Here is a 23,262-nt window from a genome sequence, read left to right on the forward strand (position 1 = left end):
TGCATGTGAAAATACATTTTTTAACGCGCCTGAGAAACATTACTATTACAGACGTCTTTTCGCCCAACTGAGTAATAATCTAATCCATGCTTCTCGGCATCCTCATTAGTATAACAATTTCTCCCATCAAATAGAATAGATTCCCTCATAAGCTGTGCATACTTTTCGAGCGGATAATTTCGAATTGATTCCCATTCTGTTACGATAAAAACTGCATGCGCCTCTCTAATCGATTCATCTATACACTCAGCGTACCGTATCGTATTTCCAAATAAACTTCTTACATTTTGAATAGCTTGCGGGTCATATAAAACCACATCCGCACCCATATTAATTAATTCTTCTATTATAATAAGAGATGGCGCTTCCCTAATATCGTCAGTATTCGGTTTGAATGCTGCACCAAGAACCGCAATTCGCTTCTTCTTCATATCTATAATTTTCTTCGCTTTTTCAACTAACAACAACTGTTGTTTATTATTCACTTCAATGACCGCTTTCAACAAGCGAAAATCATGAGAAACATTCCCTGCAATTTGCACAAGTGCTTTCGTATCTTTTGGAAAACAAGATCCTCCATATCCGATGCCTGCATTTAAAAAAGATGCACCAATTCTCTTATCCATCCCCATCCCTGTAGCTACATCTACTATATCTGCACCCACTTGCTCACATATATTAGAAATTTCATTAATAAAACTAATCTTCGTAGCTAAAAAAGCATTAGATGCATATTTAATCATCTCAGCACTTCGAATATCTGTAATATACGTTTGTAAGCTTAATTTACTGTACAAATTCTCTACTTTCCTTGCTTTTTCTTCACTACATGCTCCAATTACGATACGATCACCCTGAAAAAAATCATAAATACCAGAACCTTCTCTTAAAAACTCTGGATTCGATACAATATATAATTCATGTCTACCTTGTAGTTTATCCTCAATCCATTCTCTCATTACATCATTTGTCCCTACAGGAACCGTACTTTTCGTAACAACAATAATATCGTTATTCACATATGTTCCAATATCATCACAAGCGCTACGAATATACGTTAAATCTGCTGTTCCATCTAATAAAGATGGCGTTCCAACTGCAATAAATATAAACTCTACATCATTAAATGCCGCTGATTTACTTGCTGTAAAAGTTAAATGATTATTCTCGTATGCTTCATTTATTAATTCATTTAATCCACATTCATAAATAGGTAACTCGCCTTGTTTAATCCGTTCAATTTTCCCACTATTTATATCGAAACATGTGACTGAATGTCCCAATCTCGCCAATCCTACTCCTGTAATCAATCCAACATATCCGGTACCTATTATCGTAATTTTCATTTTTTTCGCACAGGAATATACATAAGAAAATATACGAATACATAGAACTCCCCCTGTGCTTCCCCCTCTCACACTAAGAATGAGAAAACTCTTTCACTTCTTTATTATATGAATCGTTTTTTTATTATTTTTTAAGATTTTGTAAAGTTAAATGATGCAATATATACAAAATGTAAATTCCCACAATTTAACACGGAACTTACTCATTTTACGTGCAACACTTATAATACTGAAACAAAAGTCATCGCTATATGAGAGGGGAGTACAATGTCATATTACAAGCCACAATATGAGATCAATCTTCTCAAAGGACACAACATTCCATATCCAATTGTCATATATTCTATTCACTCCCCTTTACAGCCAAAAGAAAAAAAGATTGAATTCTAATCTTTTTGTGATACCATATGTTATGAGCCTGTAAATAAACATCATAATTTTCAGATAAATACGATTGAAAAAATTACGTTAAACTATAAAGGGTGGGGTATTAATGGACTCACAAGTGATTTATGCCATTTTGGCATCTTTCATCACTGTACTCGTCGTTACTCCTTTAGTTATTAAATTAGCTTTCAAAATAGGAGCAACAGACAAGCCAAATGCGCGTAAAGTACACCAAAAAATTATGCCTCGTCTTGGCGGGTTAGCAATTTTCATCGGTGTAGCCGTAGGATTTGTTGTCGGTGGATTGTACGAACAAAGAATGTTATCGATAACTTTAGGTGCTATCATCATTGTTATCATTGGGATTTTAGATGATATGTACGAACTATCTGCGAGGGTAAAATTCGGTGGACAACTATTAGTTGCCATCATGATTGTAAAAAGTGGATTATTAGTGCAAGTATTATATATTCCAATTATTGGAGATACTGAACTCGGATGGCTTGCTTATCCAATTACTGTATTTTGGATTGTAGGTATTACAAATGCCATCAACTTAATTGATGGATTAGATGGATTATCCGCAGGGATTTCATCTATCGTACTTGCAACGCTAGCATATATGGCCTTCACTAGCCCATGGGGTACTGGAGCAGCTATTATATTACCTCTAGCACTGATTACATTAGCAAGTACAATTGGATTTTTATTCTACAACTTCCATCCAGCAAAAATTTTCATGGGAGATACAGGAGCACTATTTTTAGGATACTGTATTTCTGTTATATCGTTACTTGGATTATACAAAAGCGTAACGTTATTCAGCTTTATCGTTCCAATTATTATTTTAGGTGTACCTATATTTGATACGACGTTTGCAATTATCCGCCGTATCGTAAATAAAAAGCCTATTTCAGCACCTGATAAGTCGCATTTACATCACCGTTTACTTGCAATGGGATTCTCTCATCGTAAAACGGTACTAATTATTTACGCATTGGGTATTTTCTTTAGTGTAAATGCAATTATTTTCAGTAGTGCAACATTATGGTTATCCATTATTCTTCTTTTCATTTTAATCTTCTTTACAGAAATCATTGCTGAAGTAATCGGTCTTGTACACGAACGTTACAAACCAATTATTTCCTTCTATAAAAAAGTGAAAAAACGCGAAGACTAATTGTAGTATAGCCTTTACTCTTATGAAATATTCAAATAGCATCCTCTTTTCATAAGAGGATGCTATTTTTTATTTTTTAATCCTTATTCCCCATTTCCAAAATATAGATTGTTTGAGAGTCCCTCTATTGGAGAAAGATATACGTATAACGAAAAAAGTATCAAATTTTCATTTTTACATCTTGATTGTCAAACTGAGGGTGAATGTTATGATCAAGCGATTACTTCAATGTATAATTTTATTTTTAACTATTACTATGTACGCATCATCGAATACAAAAGCTACTACAGACATTCAAGTAAAAGATTACCAAAGTACTCAAACTACCTCCCCTACAACAAAAATTGCGTACTTAACATTTGATGACGGACCAAATAAATACACACCACAAATTTTAAATATTTTAAAAGAGAAGAACGGAAAAGCAACTTTCTTCGTTATTGGCGGAAAGGTGCCACATTATAAAAAAACGATGGAGCGATTGATTAAAGATGGGCATTATATCGGTCTCCATAGTATGTCGCATGATGTAAAACGTCTTTATACTGGCGATCCATCTGTTTTAATTGCAGAAATGGAGCAAACCCAAAGCATTGTCCAGCAAGTTACACATTTAAATACACATCTCGTTCGGGTCCCATACGGTAGCATGCCTTACTTAAAAAAGAATTACCGTGACGCACTCGTATCGGCCCAGTATAAAATGTGGGATTGGACAATTGATACATATGACTGGAAAAGCTATGATAATCCTTCCGCAATACTAGAAAGAGTACGAAATCAAAGCGATGAACAAGTAGAGGTTATTTTAATGCATGATTCTAGTGTCACAGTGCAAATACTCCCAAAAGTAATTGATTATTTACACTCACAAGGATATAAACTACTTCCCTACAATCCATCTTCCCATCTCGAAGTGAATTTTTGGAAAGACACAAGATTGTAACGGCTTTAGTGCCTATGTACTAAAGCTGTTTTACCCCGCGTTAACGGGCAATTGGTGAAGGCTAATAATCAGTGGGAATGAACAAAAACCCCACTGATTAAAGTTTCACTTTATTTTTCTCTTCCCACACTTCTCATTTTTGTGTAAAATTTTAAATAGTGATGAAGTTTCGAGGTGAATAGAAATGAAACGAATAGATCTCATTTTTAACGCAATACAAAAAGGGAATTATACAGAAGGTATAACAGCATCAGAAATCGCTACACTTCTACAGTTAGACCGTGCAAATGTTAGTAGCGATTTAAACAAGCTTGTGAAAGATAATCGTTTATTAAAAACGAGTACACGCCCTGTCCGTTTTTATATAGAAACGAACTCTTCATTGGAAACGCATTCAACAAAGGGCACTTCATTAGATACATTTGCTATTGAAAATACAAGCCTAAAAATTGCAATTGAAAAAGCAAAAGCTTCTATTCTCTATCCTCCAAACGGTATGCATACTTTACTACTTGGAGAAACGGGTGTCGGAAAATCGATGTTCGCTTCTTTAATGCACGAATACGCAATTGAAGTGGAACAACTTCCAAAAGATGCACCTTTTATCGTCTTTAACTGTGCTGATTATGCAAACAATCCACAACTACTACTTGGACAGTTATTTGGGATAAAAAAAGGAGCTTACACAGGTGCCAGTGATCAAAAAGGGTTAATTGAAAAAGCACATGAAGGAATCCTCTTCTTAGATGAAGTACATCGCCTTCCTCCAGAAGGACAAGAGATGCTCTTCACATTTATTGATCGCGGAGTATACCGCCGCCTTGGAGAAACGGAAAATGAACGTAAGGCACGAGTATTGATTATTACTGCAACAACCGAAGAACCGAATTCATTTTTATTAAAAACATTTACAAGACGTATTCCGATGACCGTTACGCTTCCACCACTTCGTGAGCGAACACATAAAGAACGGTTTGCTTTACTACAGCTATTTTTCACAAATGAAGCAATTCGTCTAAGGAAAGAGATTCATGTTAGTCCAAATACAATGCGTGCTTTCGTCTTTTACAATTGTCCAAATAACATCGGCCAATTGAAAACGGACGTACAAATTGCCTGTGCAAAAGCTTATTCTGATTTCGTAACAAAAAAACGTGATTCTGTCTGTGTTTCAAGTACAGATTTACCTTGGTATATGAAAGAAGGATTATTTATTGAAAGAAAGAGCCGTCATCTATATCAAATACCAAATGAAACATTTGTATTTACAGGTGATGAAGGTTGGAGTAAACATACAATAAAACCCGAAGGAAGTCGCTCTTCTATTTACGATTATATTGATTATAAATATGAAGAACTTCAAGCACGCGGCATTGAAGAGGAAGAATTAGAATTACTAATAGAAAATGATATTCAAAGCTTTTTCGTCCAATACTTTAACCAAATATCTAAAAAAACAAGTCATGAAAATGTTTTTAAAATTGTGGATCGTAATATCGTTTCCGTATGTGAAAAAATTGCGGAACTAGCTGAAAAATATTTATCTAAAACTTTCGATGAAAAAGTATTTCTCGCTTTAAGTTTACATGTACAGACAACTCTACAACGTTTACAGGGCGGGAAACAAATTCACCACCCACAATTAAATCAAATTCGTACGAAATATAAAGAAGCTTTTTCCGTAGCTATGCAATGTATTCAGCTATTAGAAGAAGAATTACAAATAACAATACCTATTGATGAAGCTGGCTTTTTAACAATGTTCTTCGTTGTTGATCCAATTCCTGCCTCACAAACAGAAGTAAAAGTATTAATATTAGCACACGGTAATGGCATCGCAACAGAAATGGCAAACGTTGCAAACGAACTTCTCGGTATTGATGAAGTAACTGGTATCGATATGCCCTTGCATGAATCACCAAAAGACTTCTTAGAGCGTGTTAAAGTGTATATGAAAACACTTCAAAATGTAAACGGGCTTCTCTTACTTGTTGATATGGGATCTCTCGCTTATATTGGTGATATATTAGAAACTGAATTCAAAATCCCTGTACGTGTTCTTTCCATGACGAGTACACCACACGCACTAGAAGCAGCTCGAAAAGCTCAGCTTGGCTATTCATTAGATGCACTATACGAAACAGTGAAGAACTTAACGCCGTTCTATTTAAACGTACAGGAAGAAAAGAAAAAGCCACTATCGCCAATGAAATCCGTGATTTTAACAGCTTGTTTAACCGGCGAAGGAAGTGCTTTAGCAATTCAAAAAATGTTAGAGAACTATTTACGCTTTGATAAAGACTTAATTGAAATTATTCCGATTAGCATCGTTCATGAAAAAGATTTAACGAAAATGATTGAGAACATAAAAAAAGAGCGTAATATCATTTGTATCGTCACGAATTTCGATATGCAAATACCTTGCTTAACATATCATTTCCAAGACATTGTGAACTACACAGCTATTCAACCAATTCAAGAATTGATTACGTATGAAGAAACCTATGCAAAAATGGCTGATATTCTTGAACAACAAATGCAGCGTAACGATGGAGCATTACTTATTAAAACGATTCGTTATGCATTAAATACAATTCAAGAATTGATTTCTTTACAGCTAACTCCCGACAGTTTAATGGGTGTGATTTTGCATATGAGCTGCATGGTTGACCGTCTTCAAAAAGGCGAAAGTCTCCTCCCTCATCCTGATAAAGAGAAACGAAGACAAGATGAGTACTGGATGTATATGAAAGTGAAAAAAGCATTGCAACCTATTGAAAATACATTTGAAATACAAATCCCAGATGACGAAGTATTTTATATAATGGACTTCTTCATTAAAAATCAGCCTGTAAAAAATTAAACTAGGCAGTTTTTTAAATATATCGACCGTAACGCGAATTATATCAGCGATTTTTCAAATATATCGGCGTAACCCGGATTATATCAGCGATTTTTCAAATATATCGACGTAACCCGGATTATATCAGCGATTTTCAAAATATATCGATTTACTGACAATAATCGCTAAAATTTGCACCTTATAGCAGAAAAGGCTGTTCCAAAATGTTTTTTGGACAGCCTTTTCGCTTACTTCTTTACTTCCCTTATTCTCCCCCTTATTTCTCCCTTTTTATTAGATTTCGTATTAACATTTACATATACATTTGCTTGCATTATCTCTTGAAACAAGCTGTCAAATGCTCTCCCCTGTAGAGGCCCTTCAAAATCCTCTACTCTAGCTACACCAGTAACGACTCCTTCATTCACACTAATTCCTTGCTCTAACGGACCAAACAAACTTAAAATAACTGGACCAATTTGATTCGCTTTTCCTAAATGAATTTGGCATGACGTGATTTTTCTTATATTTTTTAATATGACCCGATATTGCAACTTCTTTAAATCTTCACTAAAAATGAGCTCTGTTACACCGTAAGCTTCTGTATTTACAGGAGGTACTTCCCTCTTCCCTGTTAACCTAGCAAAGAAATGTGTTGTCATACGGGCATTCTCCTCATATAAGTTTCCCAGCACTACTTCTACTACTTTATGGTTTAGACATAATCATTTATGACTTTTTCAGATTTTAATTACAACTAAAAGATTCACAAAATCTTTACATAGAAATCATTTCATTCACTTTACTGCCTCTTGTATAATGCACTTAGAAAAACATTCTAGGAGGAAATTTTGAAAAATAATAACTACTCTTTCCAATCATTAATAGAGATTTTTCTCGTATCATTTAAATTAGGACTTACTTCATTTGGTGGTCCCGTCGCCCATCTTGGTTATTTCCACCATGAATACGTGCAAAAAAGAAAATGGATGGATGAACGAAGTTACGGAGACTTAGTAGCACTATGTCAATTCCTTCCTGGCCCTGCTAGCAGCCAAGTCGGTATGGGAGTTGGCTTATTGCGCGGCGGATTATTAGGAGCCATTATTTCATGGATCGGATTCACTCTCCCATCTGTGCTCGTTTTAGTTTTCTTCGCTTCATTTCTTAACCAATTCGAGCTTGGAAGTACTGGCTGGATTCACGGACTGAAACTTGTAGCGGTCGCAATTGTCGCTCATGCAATATGGGGAATGGCTCAAAAGTTAACACCAGACCGAAACCGTGCAACAATCGCAATTGCAGCTGCCGCAATCGCCCTATTATGGCCAAGTAGCTGGACACAAGTAATTCTCATTATAGTATCTGGTTTCATCGGTTGGTTTTTATATCGTGACCGGCCAGTTAGCCAAGCTCATAAAATAAACGTACCTATTTCAAAAATGGTAGCCATATCTTGTCTCGTCTTATTCTTCGGACTATTAATACTGTTACCGATGTTACGACCATACTCTTATTTCATCTCTTTATTTGACAGCTTCTATCGCTCTGGTGCACTTGTATTTGGCGGAGGGCACGTCGTACTTCCTCTCCTTGAAAGTGAGTTTGTACAAAACGGGATGATGACAAAAGAACAATTTCTTGCTGGATACGGATTAACACAAGCAGTGCCAGGGCCACTATTTACATTCGCTTCTTATATAGGAGCAGTGCTAAATGGAACCGCTGGAGCAGTTGTTGCAACGATCGCTATCTTTCTTCCTGCCTTCCTGCTCGTTGTTGGCGTTTTACCATTTTGGGACAGTGTAAGGAGAGTATCTTACATACAAGGTGCACTACTTGGAGTAAACGCAGCCGTTGTCGGCATTTTACTTGCAGCTTTTTATGATCCAATTTGGACGAGTACAATTATGAATTCTGTAGATTTCGTTTTTGCTTCTCTCCTATTTTGCTTACTCGCTTTTTGGAAAACACCACCTTGGGTTATCGTTATAATCGGGGCCTTCGGTGGATATGTTTTATCCATTTTGTAAGCACAAAAAGCGACGGCCCCATTTAGCCGTCGTTTTTTCTATTAAAACTTCACAAGCTCCATTCCCTCAGGCAACTCGCTCTCCGTTAAAATACGCAACTCTTTCACGCGATCCATTACGTAAGAAGAACGCTTCACAAGCTCTGGGTCAATATAAGCTGGATGCACCATAATTTCTACCGTTTGCTCATCCTGTACTCTTTCTTTTAACTGCACAAAGTAATCTTCCGTCACACCGTCAGCGTAAAAGTCACTGTAAAACACATCTGAAAATGGGCGCACCGCTCGCTCTTCTTCACAACGACGAATTGGAACATTATATTTACTTGCTAATCTCTCAAGAACGTCGTGTAAAAGCGGTAATCCATGCACGTGATGATGACTATCTAAATGAGTTGGTGTTAATCCGTAAGATAAAAACTTCTCAATTTGAGCAGTCCATTCTTTTTCTACCTCTTCTGGATTTATATTTCCTTCCCATACAACACTTTGTTTATGAAACAATCCATCGCTACTTACAAGTGATGGAACATCTTTAAGAAGCGGTTCTCCTGCCGTTAATACGAGATGAACTCCTACTCCTAACGTTTTATACTCTTTCGCTAAGCGTACGGCATGCTCTGTCCCTGGCATATTCATCATCATCGTCGTTGAATTTACAATCCCGTTTTTATGTCCATCAATAATTCCGTAATTTGTACCTTCCGTAAGACCGAAATCATCTGCATTTACAATTAGTTTAATCATCGCAATACCTCCTACTAGAATTAAAAAAAGCGAGCTAAACAGCGCCGCTTTTTATTTCTCTATCTTCTTAAAGAATTGTGGAAGATGTTCTTTATGTGCTTCCAACATTTCATCTAAAATTTGTTTTGCAACTTTATCAGATGGTACAAGTGGATTAATTGTCATAGCAAGCAGCGCCTTATGATAATCCCCTGTAACAGCAGCTTCAATTGTTGTGCGCTCAAATGATTTAATTTGCTGTACTAAACCGCGAACTGGTACTGGAAGATCTCCAACCGCAATTGGTTTTGGACCTTCTTTCGTAATAATACAGTTCACTTCAACAGCCGAATCATGTGGCAAGCTTGCAATTGTTCCGTTGTTTCGTGTATTAACAGGCTGGATATCACCTTTATTATTGTAAATAGACGTAATTAAGCTACATGCTGCATCACTATAATAAGCTCCGCCGCGCTTTTCTAATTGTGGTGGCTTAATATCTAAATTCGGGTCTTTATATAACTCGAATAAATCATCTTCTAATTGTTTTACTACTTCTGCACGTGTACCTTTTTCAATCGAAGCTTCTTTCTCTTCTTCCAACATTTCACGTGTTTTATAGTAGTAACGATGATATGGACACGGAATTGCACGAAGACCGCGAATAAAGTCTGGCTCCCAGTTAAGCGCAGCAATGTTTTCCATCGTAATTTGCTTTTCTGGATCTGTTACAAGTTCTAGTACGCGATCCATCACGCTTACTCCATCTAAGTATACATCTAATCCGTATACCATATGATTTAAACCAGCGAAATCAACGTGTACCCGGCTTGCATCTACTTCAAGTAATCTTGCAAGACCCATACGAATTCCGATTGGAACGTTACATAGACCAACTACTCGTTGAATGTTCGTGTAGCGAAGTACAGCTTCTGTTACCATACCTGCTGGGTTTGCGAAGTTAATAAGCCATGCATTTGGACATAATTCCTCCATGTCCTTACAAATATCTAAAATAACAGGAATCGTTCTCAGCGCTTTGAACAAACCACCAGGACCATTCGTTTCCTGACCAATTACATCATATTTTAATGGAATTGCTTCATCTTTTGCACGTGCTTCTAACAAACCAACGCGAAGCTGCGTTGTTACGAAGTCAGCATCTTTTAATGCCTCACGGCGATCAAGTGTTAAATGAATATCAATTGGTAAACCTGATTTTTTCACCATACGTTTCGCTAAGTCACCAACGATTTCTAACTTCTCTTTTCCTGCCTCAATATCTACTAACCAAATTTCACGAACAGGAAGCTCGTCATAACGTTTAATAAACCCTTCAATTAATTCTGGTGTATAACTAGATCCACCGCCGATTGTAGCAATTTTAATTCCAGTCATGCTTTATTCCCCTTTCGCTTCTAGCTTTTTATAAAGGTCAATAAATTCTGCTGCTAATTCTTTTACTGTAATAGAATTCATTAAATGATCTTGTGCATGAATTAAAAGAACACTAATCTCTGTTTTTTCCCCTCTTGCTTCTGATTGTATGAGCTCTGTTTGGAAATGATGCGCTTCATTAATCGCTTCTTTCGCCTTTACCATCGCTTCATCAGCTTCTGCCATTTTCCCCTGTTTGGCAAATTGAAGTGCCTCCATTGCAAAGCTTCGTGCATTACCACTATTTAAAATCAATTGGAATGGAATTTGTTCTGCTGTAGTCATCATAATTACCGCCCTCTCTATTATGGTTCAACCGATTTAAATACCCCTTCAGTTTGAACATTGCTATTAAATTATTATTTTATGAATGATAGTTTGGTGTTCTTGTAGATGGGTCTCATCTTTTTGAACATGATATAAAAGTTAGTTGTTCTGACGAGCTATAGAAACTCGTCAGAACAATACTTTTTAAAGTGATACTGAATTGTCGCTTCCTTTTGCAGCATCTTTTGACGCTTGTACATACGTACGGTCACACATTAATACGAATGGATAGTAGATTACTACCGCGATTGCAAAGTTTACTAGTTGCAATGCAGCACCAGCGATGCTTCCGCCCGCTACAAGATAACCACTAAAGATTGGTGGCATTGTCCACGGAACTAAAGCAACTGTTTTTGGTACCCATCCTAAGGAAATTGCTGTATAAGAAGTAATAACTAATACAACTGGTGTAAGTACGAATGGAATGATTAACGCTGGGTTTAATACAATTGGTGTACCGAAAATAACTGGCTCGTTAATATTGAAGAAACCAGGACCGATAGATACACGGCCTACACCACGAAGCTGTGCACTTTTCGCAACAAGCATTACTGCTACTAGGAATGCTAATGTCGCACCTGATCCACCGATGTATACATATACATCAAAGAATGGTTTTGTGAAAATATGCGGTACGTCATATGCAGACATACCATCGTTAAATAACTTAATATTCTTTTCTAATGCTGGTAAATAAATTGGGTCAATAATACCACCAACGATATTAGGACCGTGTAATCCGAAGAACCATAATACATGAATAAGTAATGCTACAATAATTGCACTTGGTAATGTACCTGCTAAACCTTGTAATGGTACTTGAATTGTTTCAAATACGATTTTATGAATACTTGTACCTGCTAATTTCACTGCTAATTGAATACTTGCTGTTACGATTAAAATAACGAATGCTGGAACTAATGCTGCGAATGATTTCATTACTGCTGGTGGAACACCATCTGGCATTTTAATTGTAATATCTCTTTGAACAAAGAACCTAAATGCCTCTGTGACAAGAAGAGCTACAATTATAGAAACGAATAAACCTTGTGATCCTGTCCAAGCTAAATCAATACCGCCTTCTTTTGGCGTTGTCGGAGAAATAATAATTAATGCACCGAATGTAATGATTGCTGCTGACAACGCGTCAACGCCGTAAGATTTCGCTAAATTATAACTTATCCCTACCGCGACTATGAGGGCGAGTATAGCGAAGGAACCTGCCCACATACCACCGCCGATATCTTTCCAAACATCTCCGAATGCACCTTTCATAAATTTTTGGAATGCATCCACTGGTAAGTTATTAATAAGTATTGCAAATGATCCAACTAAAATAAGAGGCATAACTGCGATAAATCCATCACGGATTGCAACTAAATGGCGCTGCGATCCGATTCTTCCTGCGACTGGAACTAAATATTTCTCCATAAATGCAATAAACTTTTGCATTTCGCTTCCCCCCTAATTATTTTTTAAGTGTTAATGCGTGATCTAAAACTGCTTCTCCATTCATCATGCCGTAGTGCATTGAGTTAATAACATCGACTCCAACGTTTTTCTCATCGGCAAGCGTTTTCATTGTAGAAAGCATGTAACGAACTTGTGGTCCTAGTAATAATACATCCGCTTGGTCGATATTGTTTTTTACTGCATCCCCAGATACAGCCCAAATCTTACCTTCTAGACCACGAGCTTTTGCAGCCGCTTCCATTTTTGTAACTAGTAAACTTGTAGACATCCCTGCTGAACAACATAATAAAATATTCATTTATAAATCCCCCTTGTGTGGTATAAAAAATTTATGTTTTTTATTTTTCTTTACGCTATTTATTAAAGCAATTACCGTGCCAACTTTTCAAAACGCCTAAAATCAGCGTTTTTTCGAGTGATTTCTTTGTGTGTTACCGCTTTCAATCAGTGTGTCCCCAAAAAAACACACAGTGTGTTATAAAACACCTCACTTTTAACACATAACTGTATGAAAATAGATTAGTGTTTAGTTGTCTAGTTGTGTTTAAACAAAAAAAACACTAAATTATTTTTTAACACATAAAAAAACCTTGCATATGCAAGGTTCACTTATCATCTTCTAATTTCCTATATAATTCTACAAACTCACTCGCCAATTCCTTCACCGTAATTGCGTTCATTAAATGATCTTGTGCATGCACCATCAGAAGGGTAACTTCGGTTTTTTCCCCGGCAGCCTCTTTCTGTATGAGCTCTGTTTGTAAGCGATGCGCCTCTTGCAATTCATTTAAAGCTTCTTGTAGTTTCGCTTCTGCTTCCTGAAATTCACCGCGCTTTGCGCAATCAATTGCTTCCATTGAGCAGCTTCTCGCATTACCACCATGCAAAATTAAGTGAAAAGCTTTCGTCTCTATCGTATCCATGTTATTTCTTTACTCCCCCTTTTCTTCCGCTACTTTTTGTTTATCCCATATTTTTAAGAATGGAAAATAAATAAGAAATGCAAGTGCAAAGTTAATGAGCTGTAAAATAACCCCTGAAATTTTCCCGCCTGATCCTAAATATCCACTAAAAAGAATAGGTGTAGTCCAAGGTACAGCAGCTCCGCTCGGACGTGCAACCCATCCCCATTCCATTGCAAAATAAGAAACAATCGTTAAAACAACTGGTACAAGTATAAATGGAATAAGTAAAAGCGGATTCATTACTATCGGCATACCGAAAGTCACCATTTCATTAATATTAAAAATACCTGGTGCAATCGATAATCGCCCTAAACTTTTCAATTGCTGACTTCGCGCAAATAATAACATTCCTACAACTAAAGCAAGTGTTGCACCAGAACCGCCCATATAAATCCATAAATCAAAGAACTGTGCAGTAATCGTATTAGGTACATCTTGCCCTGCCTGAAATGCAATTCGATTTTGATCCATTAATGACAACCAAATCGGACTCATTACACCACCAACAATTGCAGCTCCATGAATTCCGCACGCCCAAAGTACATGGACAATGATAACTGCGATTATCGCACCCCAAATGCTAGCCCCAAGTACACTAAGAGGCTCCTGTAAAAGCTTTCCTATAACATTATGGATGCTACCGAAAGTCGTATGTTCAAAAATTAATCTAATGATCCAAACAACCGTCACAACAATAAAGCCTGGAATAAGCGCAGCAAATGAACGCGTTACTGCTGGCGGAACTGTCTCTGGCATCTTTATAATCATCTTTTTCTGTACAACAAATCGATAAATTTCAGTAGATATAATTGCAATAATCATCGCTACAAACAACCCTTGGCTTCCCATTAACGCAGCTGGTATAACTCCATCTACAAGTATACTTTCTTTCGTATTTGGTATCATATACATAACTTGGAATGGTGTTGCAAGCAAAAATGCTACAAGTGACAACGCACCTGCCGCTAAAGCATCTACTTTATATTGTTCTCCTAATCTGTAAGCGATTCCAAAAACAGCTATTAAAGACATTATATTAAAAGTAGCCCCCACTGGATACCCTAATGCTACATTCCAATTCTTTCCGAAGATTCCTGCCATAAAATCATTATATCCAGGTATCGGAAGAGCACTAATGATTAGAAAAAAAGATCCAATAATCAAGAAAGGCATCGTTAAAACAATTCCATCACGAATAGCCTGCAAATGCCTCTGCTCTGCAATCTTTCCTGCCACTGGCATCACATATTTCTCTAAAAACCCTATCATCTATCCCACTCTCCTCATGGTTTCATTGACAAAGCTGCTTGCAAGATAGCCTCTCCATTACAAAGCCCGTAATGGACAGATTGAATTACGTCAACGGGTATTCCTTTCTCCTTACATAACTCTTTCATTTTCGGTAATAAATAACGTACTTGCGGTCCAAGTAAAAGTACATCTGCATCATCGATATGATTTCGCACTTCTGAACCTGATACAGCCCAAATCTTTACCTCTATCCCCCTTGCCTGTGCCGCTTTCTCCATTTTTGTAACTATCAAACTGGAAGACATTCCCGCTGCACAGCAAAGCAAAATATTCATCCTGTTTCCCCTCCCTCTTTTTCTAAACCTAAGTTATGGTGCAGCCCTTGCCACCACTAGGTTACAAATATATATGTCTAGATTTCTAACTGTATGCCGAGCTTAAAAACAAAAATTTCTCGGTTTTCACGCTATTCCATCTATCCGTATTTTCCTAGTAAAGAAGTCTCTAACTCGCTATAATGATTCAGTATGATTTTTTATAATCGATAGGAGGGTATATTTATGAAGGCATATCGCTTTCCGCTTATTTTATTATCTTCTATCCTAATTGGTGGTTTCATTGGTTATTTCATGGGTGCCGATGCAGTTGCTTTAAAGCCGCTTGGTGACATTTTCTTAAACTTAATGTTTACGATTGTTGTACCGTTAGTGTTCTTTAGCATCGCGTCATCTATTGCTAATATGGATGGATTAAAACGTTTCGGTAAAATTATGTCTAGTATGGCTGGAACTTTCTTATTTACAAGTATTTTAGCTGCTATTTTTATGATTATTATCGTGAAAGTATTCCCGCCAGCACAAGGTGTTGTATTAGAACTAACGCAGCCTGATAAAGCTGAAAAAGCAGTTAGCGTTGCTGATCAAATTGTTGGTATCATAACAGTATCAGACTTTTCAAAGTTACTATCTCGCGAGAACATGTTAGCTCTTATTTTCTTCTCTATCTTAATGGGGGTTGCAACTTCAGCAGTTGGTGAAAAAGGGAAACCATTCGCTACATTCCTACAAGCTGGTGCAGAAATTTCAATGAAAGTTGTATCTTTCATTATGTACTACGCTCCAATCGGACTAGCTGCCTACTTCGCAGCATTAGTTGGTGAGTTTGGACCACAACTTCTTGGAACTTACTTCCGAGCTGCAATGGTATACTATCCAGCTTCTCTTATTTACTTCTTTGTATTCTTTACATTCTATGCGTACCTTGCAGGTCGCAAACAAGGTGTACAAATATTTTGGAAGAACATGGTCTCTCCTACAGTTACATCACTTGCAACTTGTAGTAGTGCCGCAAGTATTCCATCGAACTTAGAAGCAACGAAAAAAATGGGTATTTCTTCTGACGTTCGTGAAACAGTTGTCCTTCTTGGGTCTACACTTCATAAAGACGGATCTGTTTTAGGCGGCGTATTAAAAATTGCTTTCTTATTCGGTATTTTCAACATGGAATTCGAAGGACCGAAAACATTAGCAATCGCACTTGTCGTTTCTCTATTAGTAGGAACAGTAATGGGTGCTATTCCGGGCGGGGGTATGATTGGTGAAATGTTAATCGTTTCTCTATACGGATTCCCACCAGAAGCATTGCCAATTATCGCAGCAATTAGTACAATCATCGATCCTCCTGCAACAGTGTTAAACGTAACAGGAGATAACGCTTGTGCCGTAATGACAGCTCGCCTTGTAGAAGGTAAAAACTGGATCAAAAATAAATTTGCTTAATATATAGAAAGAGGATGCTCGGTGGAGCATCCTCTTTTTTGTTGTTATTTGTCGAAATGTCGATATAATCCCATCCCGCCACAAATTTGTTATAATCTTCACAAATATTCCACATCCATTATCCATTCTCCGTACTATAATCATGTATGGAAAAGGAGATGGACGTAATGACTCAAAGTGCACCAGAATTCAAAGTTTTGCAAAGCATTGCATTTCTTGCTGTCGTTTTGCAAAGTTCCTTATTATATACAATGAATCAAGGAAATGTCTTACTCGAGCAATCCCTCATTATGGGCATGCTATTTAATCTTGCAAAATTTTCAGCGCCTGCATTCATATTTATCGTCGGCTTCCATTTAATTCGGCTATATACGAAGCAACTCGTTTACAGAGAATATATTTATGAAAAAGCCGCACATTTACTCATTCCTTATTTCTTCTGGTCTATTCTTTACCTATTAACAACAAACGATGTCATTACACTACAAGGCGGAATAAAAAGTTTATTACTCGGAACAGCTGCACCTCATCTTTGGTACGTTATTATGATGTTCCAAATTCACTTATTGTTCCCGTTGCTATGCACACTATTTTATTGGTTTCAAAAACGAACAGAAAATAAAAAAGACATATATAAATATATGACCATTTTCGCTTGTCTATATTTCTTCTTAATGTGGTACTCTTCTCACTACATTTTTAATGGAGAGAAACTGACTAGTTCAACCATTTTACATTATACAGATCGTTCCTTCTTCTTCTACTCATTCTATTTCGTCATGGGAGGAATAGCTGCTGTATCATTAAAAACTTGGCGTATATTTGTCATGAAACATATTCCGCTTATCACAATACTATTTTTCATCTTATTTTTATTCATCAATTATGAATTATTTAGTTTTTACGGCGCCAATTCTATTCATTTAACGGTTTCTACTTATTTAAAACCGTCCATGTTTTTATATATTGTTTGTGAAATTATGATACTGTACGTGTTATCTATTACAATTGTACAGCGACGTGGTTTCTTATATAAAGCTTTACGTTTTATCGGGAATTACACGTATGGCGCTTATTTAGCTCATTTTTTCTTCTTGCAACTATGTACAAAATTTCTTTCCTTATTCGCACTGCAAGAAAACACAATATTATATAGCCTATTACTATTTATATTAACGACCACAATCTCTATTTCAGCAATGGTCATTGGTAGCATACTACCATTTCACACGTGGGTTACAGGGCCTTCCCCTACGACAAATATGAAATGGGCGAAGATTTCCATTCGGAAAAATCATGAAAAAGTATTTAAACCATATATTTGATATAATAAAGTGAAACTTTAATCAGTGGAGGGGTTCTTCATCCCCCACTGATTATTAGTTGAACCAATCGGGCATTTACGGGCAGCCCGACCCCCACCTAACTTCTTTTCTTTTGCTGAATTTTGAGGTAGGGGTCTTACTGCCCGTTAATGCGGGATAGTATTTCATATAAGAAAAGAAAGTAGGACACACCTATGATTAATCAAATTGGGCAAATTATGTTATATGTAAATAACCAAGATGAATCAGTACAATTTTGGACAGAAACAGTAGGATTCCAAATCGTTGCGGAAGAAAATAACGGTCAAGGATTTCGCCGGATTGAAATTGCGCCGGCAAAAGAAGCTGGAACAAGCATCGTCCTTCACGATAAGGCGTTAATTGCGAAGATGCAACCTGAATTAAACTTAAATACCCCTTCACTTATGTTCTTCTCTAATAACTTAGATCAACTGTATAAAGATCTTTCTGAGAAAAATGTTACAGTTGGACAAGTTGTAGATTTACCTACTGGTAGAGCGTTCAACTTTGCTGATAATGAAAATAACTACTTTGCAGTTATGGAAAAGAAATAAGAAAAAGCTATCCGAAAAGGTCATAATAAAACCTTTTCGGATAGCTTCTTTTATTAAGAAACTTGCTCTGCATTCGTTTCCTTATGCTGTATATGACTCGTAACCCATGTGATTCCACCAGCGACAACGAGATAGCATAATAAAATTAAAATTTGCATTCGTAATTGCGACCAATCTCCTAAAGAGATAACATCTTGTAATCCTCTAAGAGAATGAGACATTGGGAGAAACTGTCCAATTTTGCTAAGCACAGCTATATTTAACTCTCCTGGGAAAGTACCTCCGCTCGTCGCTAATTGAAGAACGAGAAGCGTTACCGCTGCGAACTTCCCAACAATGCCGAATACCGTTACTAACATAAGAATAAATGTCATGAACGTAAAGGAAATAACAATACTTGATAAAACAAAGAGTGATACACTTGCAACTTCTAATTTCATAACTCCTAACACTACCACATCTACAAGTAGTGCTTGAATGAGTCCAATTAAATATACTAATCCTAGTTTATTAATAAAATGTACTGTTCCGCTTACCTTCATATTTTGTCTACGGCCAAGAGGTAAAATATTCGATGCCATAATTCCGCCAACATAAAATGCCAGTGATAAAAAGTATGGTGCAATACCTGAACCGTAGTTAGGCACATCAGAAACTGTCGACTTCACTAATTGAACCGGCTCTGAGAACATCGTATTGCGTGCATCATCATTGCGAACATCCGCTATCTTCTCTGCGCCCTCTCCCAATTTCGTAGAAAGTTCTTTCACACCATCGTCAAGTTTAACAAGTCCGTTCGTTAACTTATCAGCACCATGATTCAGCTCTGTTCCGCCACTCGCAAGGTGATTTACACCTTCTTGTAATGATGTAAATCCATTTCCCCACTTCGTAAATCCATCAGCTAAATTCGAAGTACCATCTGCTATCTTTTTCGTTCCAGCGGTAGCTTCGTTTAACTTAACTCCGAATGTATTCATGCCTTCCTCAATCTTATGCTGACCATCAGTAAGCTTCCGCGCACCTTGTGTCAATTGTTGTTGGCTATTATTTAAAGTGTTTGTTGCTTTAGCTAATCCGTTAGAAGTAGCAATGATCTTTTGAAAAGCAGGATCTTGCTGCACTTCTGGATGACTTTTCACGTACTCTTCTAATTGTTGTTTTACACTATTTGCTGCATTGTCCGCTTTCACTTGCCCTTCAGCAAGTTTCTCACTTCCGTTCACCCATTCATTTGTACCAGCACTTAATTCACTAACTCCTGATTGTAAAGTTTTTTCACCTTGAGCTAATAACTCCATACCACTATGAAGTGAGGTCGCTCCTTGACTCAGCTCATTTGCACCGCCACTTAAGGCAGATTGACTAGAGGCAAGCTTATCACTTCCTTCTTTTAACTTCACTGTTCCATCATTTAAACGATGAATACCATCTGCAAGCTGATTCGCCCCATTTTTTGCATCCGTCGTTCCTTCGTGCAACTTCTCAGCACCATTACTTGCATCACTCAACCCTTGTGCCAAATCTTGAAACTTTGAAAAGACACCTTCTGTATAAGATTTCGTAATACTATTTGAGATTTTTGTTTTCATATTTTCAACAGCTGTCGTTCCAATTTGAGCTGCTACAAAGTTTTTCCCTGGATTTACTTTGTACTGCAGCCTCGCCGGCTCTGGTTTCTCATCCATTAGTGTACTTACCTTTTTAGAGAACTCCTCCGGAATCGTAACCACCATATAATACTTATCCTCTTTTAGCCCTTCATCAGCATCTTTTTCTGATACGAAATGAAACGCCAATTCCTTATTCTCTTTTAAATTTTTAACAAAATCGTCTCCAGCCTGGATTGTTTTTTCATCCATCACAGCACCCTTATCTAAATTAACAACTGCAACAGGTAATTTATCTAATTTTCCGTACGGATCCCAATATCCAGCTAAGAAGAATCCTGAATAAATTAAAGGAACGATTAATAAAAAAATTAAAGCGATACGTCCATGTTTATGGTTCCACATCGCCTTCCAATCTTTAAATATAAGTTGAATTCCCTTCATGAAACATACTCCTTCTCCTAATTTAACACCCTTCGAATGGTTTAACAGATTTACTATACACGTCACTTTCCATACTGTATAATACATCTTTAATTATCAATTCATTCCTTTTGGTCTATAGAAAGGAGATTCGAAGTGGAACTTCTTCAATTAAAATACTTTCAGACAGTCGCACGACTAGAACATATGACAAAAGCAGCTGAAGAATTGCATATCGCGCAGCCTTCACTCAGTAAAACAATCGCTAGACTAGAAAAGGACTTAGGCGTCCCCTTATTTGATCGCCAAGGTCGACAGATTACATTAAACTCTTTCGGCAAAGTATTTTTAAAACGAGTAGAACGCATTTTTCATGAATTAAGTGAAGGGGAACGAGAAATTAAAGATTTAGCTGAATTACAACAAGGCTCTATTACACTTGCAGTTTCTATTCCAAGAATATTACCCGAGCTACTCGGTTCTTTTTTACTAGAACACCCTAACGTTCGATTCCAACAATTTCTCGCATCTACTCCTTCTATGAAGCGGCAACTAGATAATATGGAAATTGATTTTTGTATCTCCTCTATACCAATTGAAGGCGAGGAAATGGTTTGGGAACCACTTATCACAGAAGAAATTTTCTTAGCTGTTCCTTCAGGACATCGGTTATCAAACCGCGAAAGTATCTATTTGCATGAAGTAAAAGACGAATCGTTTATTAGTATGAACACTGGTTACGGATTTCGGCACTTAACAGATGAATTTTGTAAAAAAGCTGGTTTCACTCCACATATCGCTTTTGAAGTAGATGAACCAACCGTGATTAGCGATCTCATTAAGCAAGGTCTTGGCATCGCCTTTGTCCCAAGTTTAACTTTATTAAAAAACTCTACTTTAGCATCAAATAAGTTACGTATTATTGAACCTAATTGCGAACGAACTATCGGCTTAAGTTGGTCGAAGAAGCGCTATTTATCAAACACCGCCCAGCAATTTCGTGAATTCGTGATTGATTACTTCTCCAATATTAGGGCGTAAAATTATATCGCTTTACAAACAAATAACGACACAAATAAAAGGTACCATCCCCATAGGGTGGCACCTTCTATTTTTTACTCTTATCCAATTCCATTTCCGCTAAAAGAGGCAATACGTTATCGAAAATATGTGTATTATTATTCTCACCTGTTACATATCCACCATAATATCTACTAAATACATTATCATTTCGGAATGTATTCATCCGCTCATACAATTCCTTCGCAAACTTTGTATCACCTGTTTGTAGTACGTACAAAATTGTTAATCCGTAAGATGCTGGTGATTCATAGTTCACAGCTTGTTTTCCCGTTTCTAAGTTATAACGACCATATAACTTTTCGTCTTCGCGAAATTTCTTCTTTATAAATTCCAAATAAGCGTCTGATGAAAGACCGCCTAAACTACGATGATAAGCAACGTATGATTGGTCAATAAGATTCACTTCTTTATCGTACGTAAATGTCCCATCATCTTTATACTCTTTCGGGAATGCCCAGCCCTGCCTTGGATAATCCGCTAAAAACTGAACAACTTCCTGATACTGCTGTGCAGAAATTTTTCCATACTTTTTCATATAAGAGAATGCATGCGGATTTATGTAAGATGTTGTTGCAAAGTTATTTTGTTTTCCTGTATCTGCATCGTAATAATCAACGTAATAATTACCTTTTTTATTATAACGAAGTACAGAATCACTCAATTGATCTGCAAGGTTTTTATAGCGATCTTCCTTATACATTTCATAAGCACGATATAATTGTTCTATAATACGAAGATCATCGATAAGTGCATTAGTAGCTGACTGCATTTCTCCCTTTTCAGAGATTTTCCATATAACGATGCGATCCTTATGTACAAAGTTATTTTGAATAACCTTCACTTGTTCATCAAATAAAGCTTGATCATCTTTATCAAGTGTATATTGTAGCCATAACCCTGCAGATTCTGATAAAGCTTCACGGCCCTTCGCTTCACCCTTACCTGCCTTTGTATCCTCTAAGCGATACGTTGCAAGTGTTCCATTTTCATTCACCATATGTCGTAAAATAAAATGCTCGGTACGATTTCCTTGTAAAGCTGACCAAAATACAACTCCACCTAAAGCGATTAAGAGAATAACCCCAATCCCTATATATAAACGTTTTCGCAAGCTTTTCACCTCCTTTTAAGGCTAACCTTAATTTTACCAGTACATACGCAAATATAAAAAAGACAATCCTTTAGATTGTCTCTCTCACCTTATCCTTCGCAAGCCTCTTTAGAAGGTCTATATAGCGATTCCACAAGTCGATCATATTCACGACGCGTAATTTCTTTATTATACAACTTTAATAATAAATCTCTATGCTCTCTTGAAAATGCCATCTTTTTAATGACTTCAGGATACATAAAACACCCTCTCCATTTCACATAAACTTCTTCATCCCGGAAATAGAACTTACGTTCGCACAAAAGATTATAAAAGATTCAGCCCTAAAAAACAAATAAAATATTACCAAATATAAATTTCTTTCTTTTTAGAATATTTAAATATTGCATTACCGTACTCATTTTTTAAATACATATATATTTCTGGTAGTTTTTTGAATAAATTT

The 23,262-nt window shown here is 36.7% G+C and carries 20 protein-coding genes and 1 pseudogene; 8 read left to right on the forward strand and 13 right to left on the reverse strand.

Annotated elements, in window-relative coordinates:
* Positions 1-20: 20 nt before the first annotated feature.
* Positions 21-1,389: pseudogene (locus NSS97_RS26155) on the reverse strand (UDP-glucose dehydrogenase family protein).
* Between the two features lie 450 nt (positions 1,390-1,839).
* Between NSS97_RS26155 and NSS97_RS26160 the strand changes: the two are divergent.
* From NSS97_RS26160 to NSS97_RS26170, 3 genes are all read left to right on the forward strand, one after another.
* Entirely contained in the window at positions 1,840-2,913 is a 1,074-nt protein-coding gene (locus NSS97_RS26160) for a glycosyltransferase family 4 protein (protein ID WP_341114394.1), read from the forward strand.
* Between the two features lie 208 nt (positions 2,914-3,121).
* The gene (locus NSS97_RS26165) at positions 3,122-3,859 is read left to right on the forward strand and encodes a polysaccharide deacetylase family protein (protein WP_107887206.1); all 738 of its coding nucleotides are present in this window, start codon (positions 3,122-3,124) and stop codon (positions 3,857-3,859) included.
* 184 nt (positions 3,860-4,043) lie between these two features.
* Positions 4,044-6,722 carry a PRD domain-containing protein gene (locus NSS97_RS26170; RefSeq protein ID WP_107887205.1) on the forward strand — a complete coding sequence of 893 codons (2,679 nt, stop codon included), beginning with the start codon at positions 4,044-4,046 and terminating at the stop codon, positions 6,720-6,722.
* A 227-nt stretch (positions 6,723-6,949) separates the two neighbouring features.
* On the opposite strand, the gene exsM is transcribed toward NSS97_RS26170, so the two are convergent.
* Complete coding sequence (gene exsM, locus NSS97_RS26175; protein WP_107887204.1) at positions 6,950-7,363, reverse strand: exosporium regulatory protein ExsM; 414 nt, start codon at positions 7,361-7,363, stop codon at positions 6,950-6,952.
* 189 nt (positions 7,364-7,552) lie between these two features.
* On the opposite strand from exsM, the gene NSS97_RS26180 reads away from it, so the two are divergent.
* Positions 7,553-8,734, forward strand: coding sequence for a chromate transporter (locus NSS97_RS26180; protein WP_341114401.1), 1,182 nt, complete (start codon positions 7,553-7,555; stop codon positions 8,732-8,734).
* 41 nt (positions 8,735-8,775) lie between these two features.
* On the opposite strand, the gene chbG is transcribed toward NSS97_RS26180, so the two are convergent.
* The 8 genes from chbG to NSS97_RS26220 all read right to left on the reverse strand — a co-directional run bounded on the left by chbG (position 8,776) and on the right by NSS97_RS26220 (position 15,247).
* Positions 8,776-9,480 (reverse strand): chitin disaccharide deacetylase, encoded by a 705-nt coding sequence (chbG, locus tag NSS97_RS26185; RefSeq protein ID WP_016127670.1) that lies wholly within the window; start codon positions 9,478-9,480, stop codon positions 8,776-8,778.
* A gap of 51 nt (positions 9,481-9,531) precedes the next feature.
* A complete protein-coding gene (celF, locus tag NSS97_RS26190; RefSeq protein WP_107887202.1) occupies positions 9,532-10,857 on the reverse strand; it encodes a 6-phospho-beta-glucosidase in 1,326 nt (441 codons plus the stop codon).
* 3 nt (positions 10,858-10,860) lie between these two features.
* Entirely contained in the window at positions 10,861-11,184 is a 324-nt protein-coding gene (locus tag NSS97_RS26195) for a PTS lactose/cellobiose transporter subunit IIA (protein ID WP_000989054.1), read from the reverse strand.
* Between the two features lie 183 nt (positions 11,185-11,367).
* Positions 11,368-12,675: a PTS cellobiose transporter subunit IIC gene (celB, locus tag NSS97_RS26200; RefSeq protein WP_107887201.1), complete on the reverse strand. Its 1,308-nt coding sequence runs from the start codon at positions 12,673-12,675 to the stop codon at positions 11,368-11,370.
* A 16-nt stretch (positions 12,676-12,691) separates the two neighbouring features.
* Positions 12,692-12,994, reverse strand: coding sequence for a PTS sugar transporter subunit IIB (locus NSS97_RS26205; protein WP_002089627.1), 303 nt, complete (start codon positions 12,992-12,994; stop codon positions 12,692-12,694).
* A gap of 307 nt (positions 12,995-13,301) precedes the next feature.
* On the reverse strand, positions 13,302-13,619 hold the full coding sequence (locus tag NSS97_RS26210; protein ID WP_107887200.1) for a PTS lactose/cellobiose transporter subunit IIA: 318 nt from the start codon (positions 13,617-13,619) through the stop codon (positions 13,302-13,304).
* Positions 13,620-13,628: 9 nt separating this feature from the next.
* Positions 13,629-14,930 (reverse strand): PTS cellobiose transporter subunit IIC, encoded by a 1,302-nt coding sequence (gene celB, locus NSS97_RS26215; RefSeq protein WP_107887199.1) that lies wholly within the window; start codon positions 14,928-14,930, stop codon positions 13,629-13,631.
* 14 nt (positions 14,931-14,944) lie between these two features.
* A complete protein-coding gene (locus NSS97_RS26220) occupies positions 14,945-15,247 on the reverse strand; it encodes a PTS sugar transporter subunit IIB (protein WP_002198836.1) in 303 nt (100 codons plus the stop codon).
* Between the two features lie 225 nt (positions 15,248-15,472).
* Here NSS97_RS26220 and NSS97_RS26225 point away from each other — a divergent pair, with 225 nt between their 5' ends.
* From NSS97_RS26225 to NSS97_RS26235, 3 genes are all read left to right on the forward strand, one after another.
* The gene (locus NSS97_RS26225) at positions 15,473-16,690 is read left to right on the forward strand and encodes a dicarboxylate/amino acid:cation symporter (RefSeq protein WP_002089631.1); all 1,218 of its coding nucleotides are present in this window, start codon (positions 15,473-15,475) and stop codon (positions 16,688-16,690) included.
* Between the two features lie 167 nt (positions 16,691-16,857).
* Positions 16,858-18,015, forward strand: coding sequence for an acyltransferase family protein (locus tag NSS97_RS26230; RefSeq protein WP_107887198.1), 1,158 nt, complete (start codon positions 16,858-16,860; stop codon positions 18,013-18,015).
* Between the two features lie 194 nt (positions 18,016-18,209).
* Positions 18,210-18,590, forward strand: coding sequence for a VOC family protein (locus NSS97_RS26235; RefSeq protein WP_341114409.1), 381 nt, complete (start codon positions 18,210-18,212; stop codon positions 18,588-18,590).
* A 53-nt stretch (positions 18,591-18,643) separates the two neighbouring features.
* Here NSS97_RS26235 and NSS97_RS26240 read toward each other — a convergent pair whose 3' ends face one another.
* A complete protein-coding gene (locus NSS97_RS26240; RefSeq protein ID WP_044439409.1) occupies positions 18,644-20,644 on the reverse strand; it encodes a YhgE/Pip domain-containing protein in 2,001 nt (666 codons plus the stop codon).
* 135 nt (positions 20,645-20,779) lie between these two features.
* Here NSS97_RS26240 and NSS97_RS26245 point away from each other — a divergent pair, with 135 nt between their 5' ends.
* The gene (locus NSS97_RS26245; protein ID WP_044439411.1) at positions 20,780-21,664 is read left to right on the forward strand and encodes a LysR family transcriptional regulator; all 885 of its coding nucleotides are present in this window, start codon (positions 20,780-20,782) and stop codon (positions 21,662-21,664) included.
* Between the two features lie 67 nt (positions 21,665-21,731).
* Here the strand turns inward: NSS97_RS26245 and NSS97_RS26250 are convergent, their stop codons facing one another.
* Positions 21,732-22,817 (reverse strand): hypothetical protein, encoded by a 1,086-nt coding sequence (locus tag NSS97_RS26250; protein WP_044439412.1) that lies wholly within the window; start codon positions 22,815-22,817, stop codon positions 21,732-21,734.
* A gap of 89 nt (positions 22,818-22,906) precedes the next feature.
* Positions 22,907-23,056: a hypothetical protein gene (locus tag NSS97_RS26255; protein ID WP_002016173.1), complete on the reverse strand. Its 150-nt coding sequence runs from the start codon at positions 23,054-23,056 to the stop codon at positions 22,907-22,909.
* Positions 23,057-23,262 lie beyond the last annotated feature (206 nt).

The organism is Bacillus sp. FSL R12-0074, assembly GCF_038005725.1.
GTDB classification, from domain to species: Bacteria; Bacillota; Bacilli; order Bacillales; family Bacillaceae_G; genus Bacillus_A; species Bacillus_A mycoides.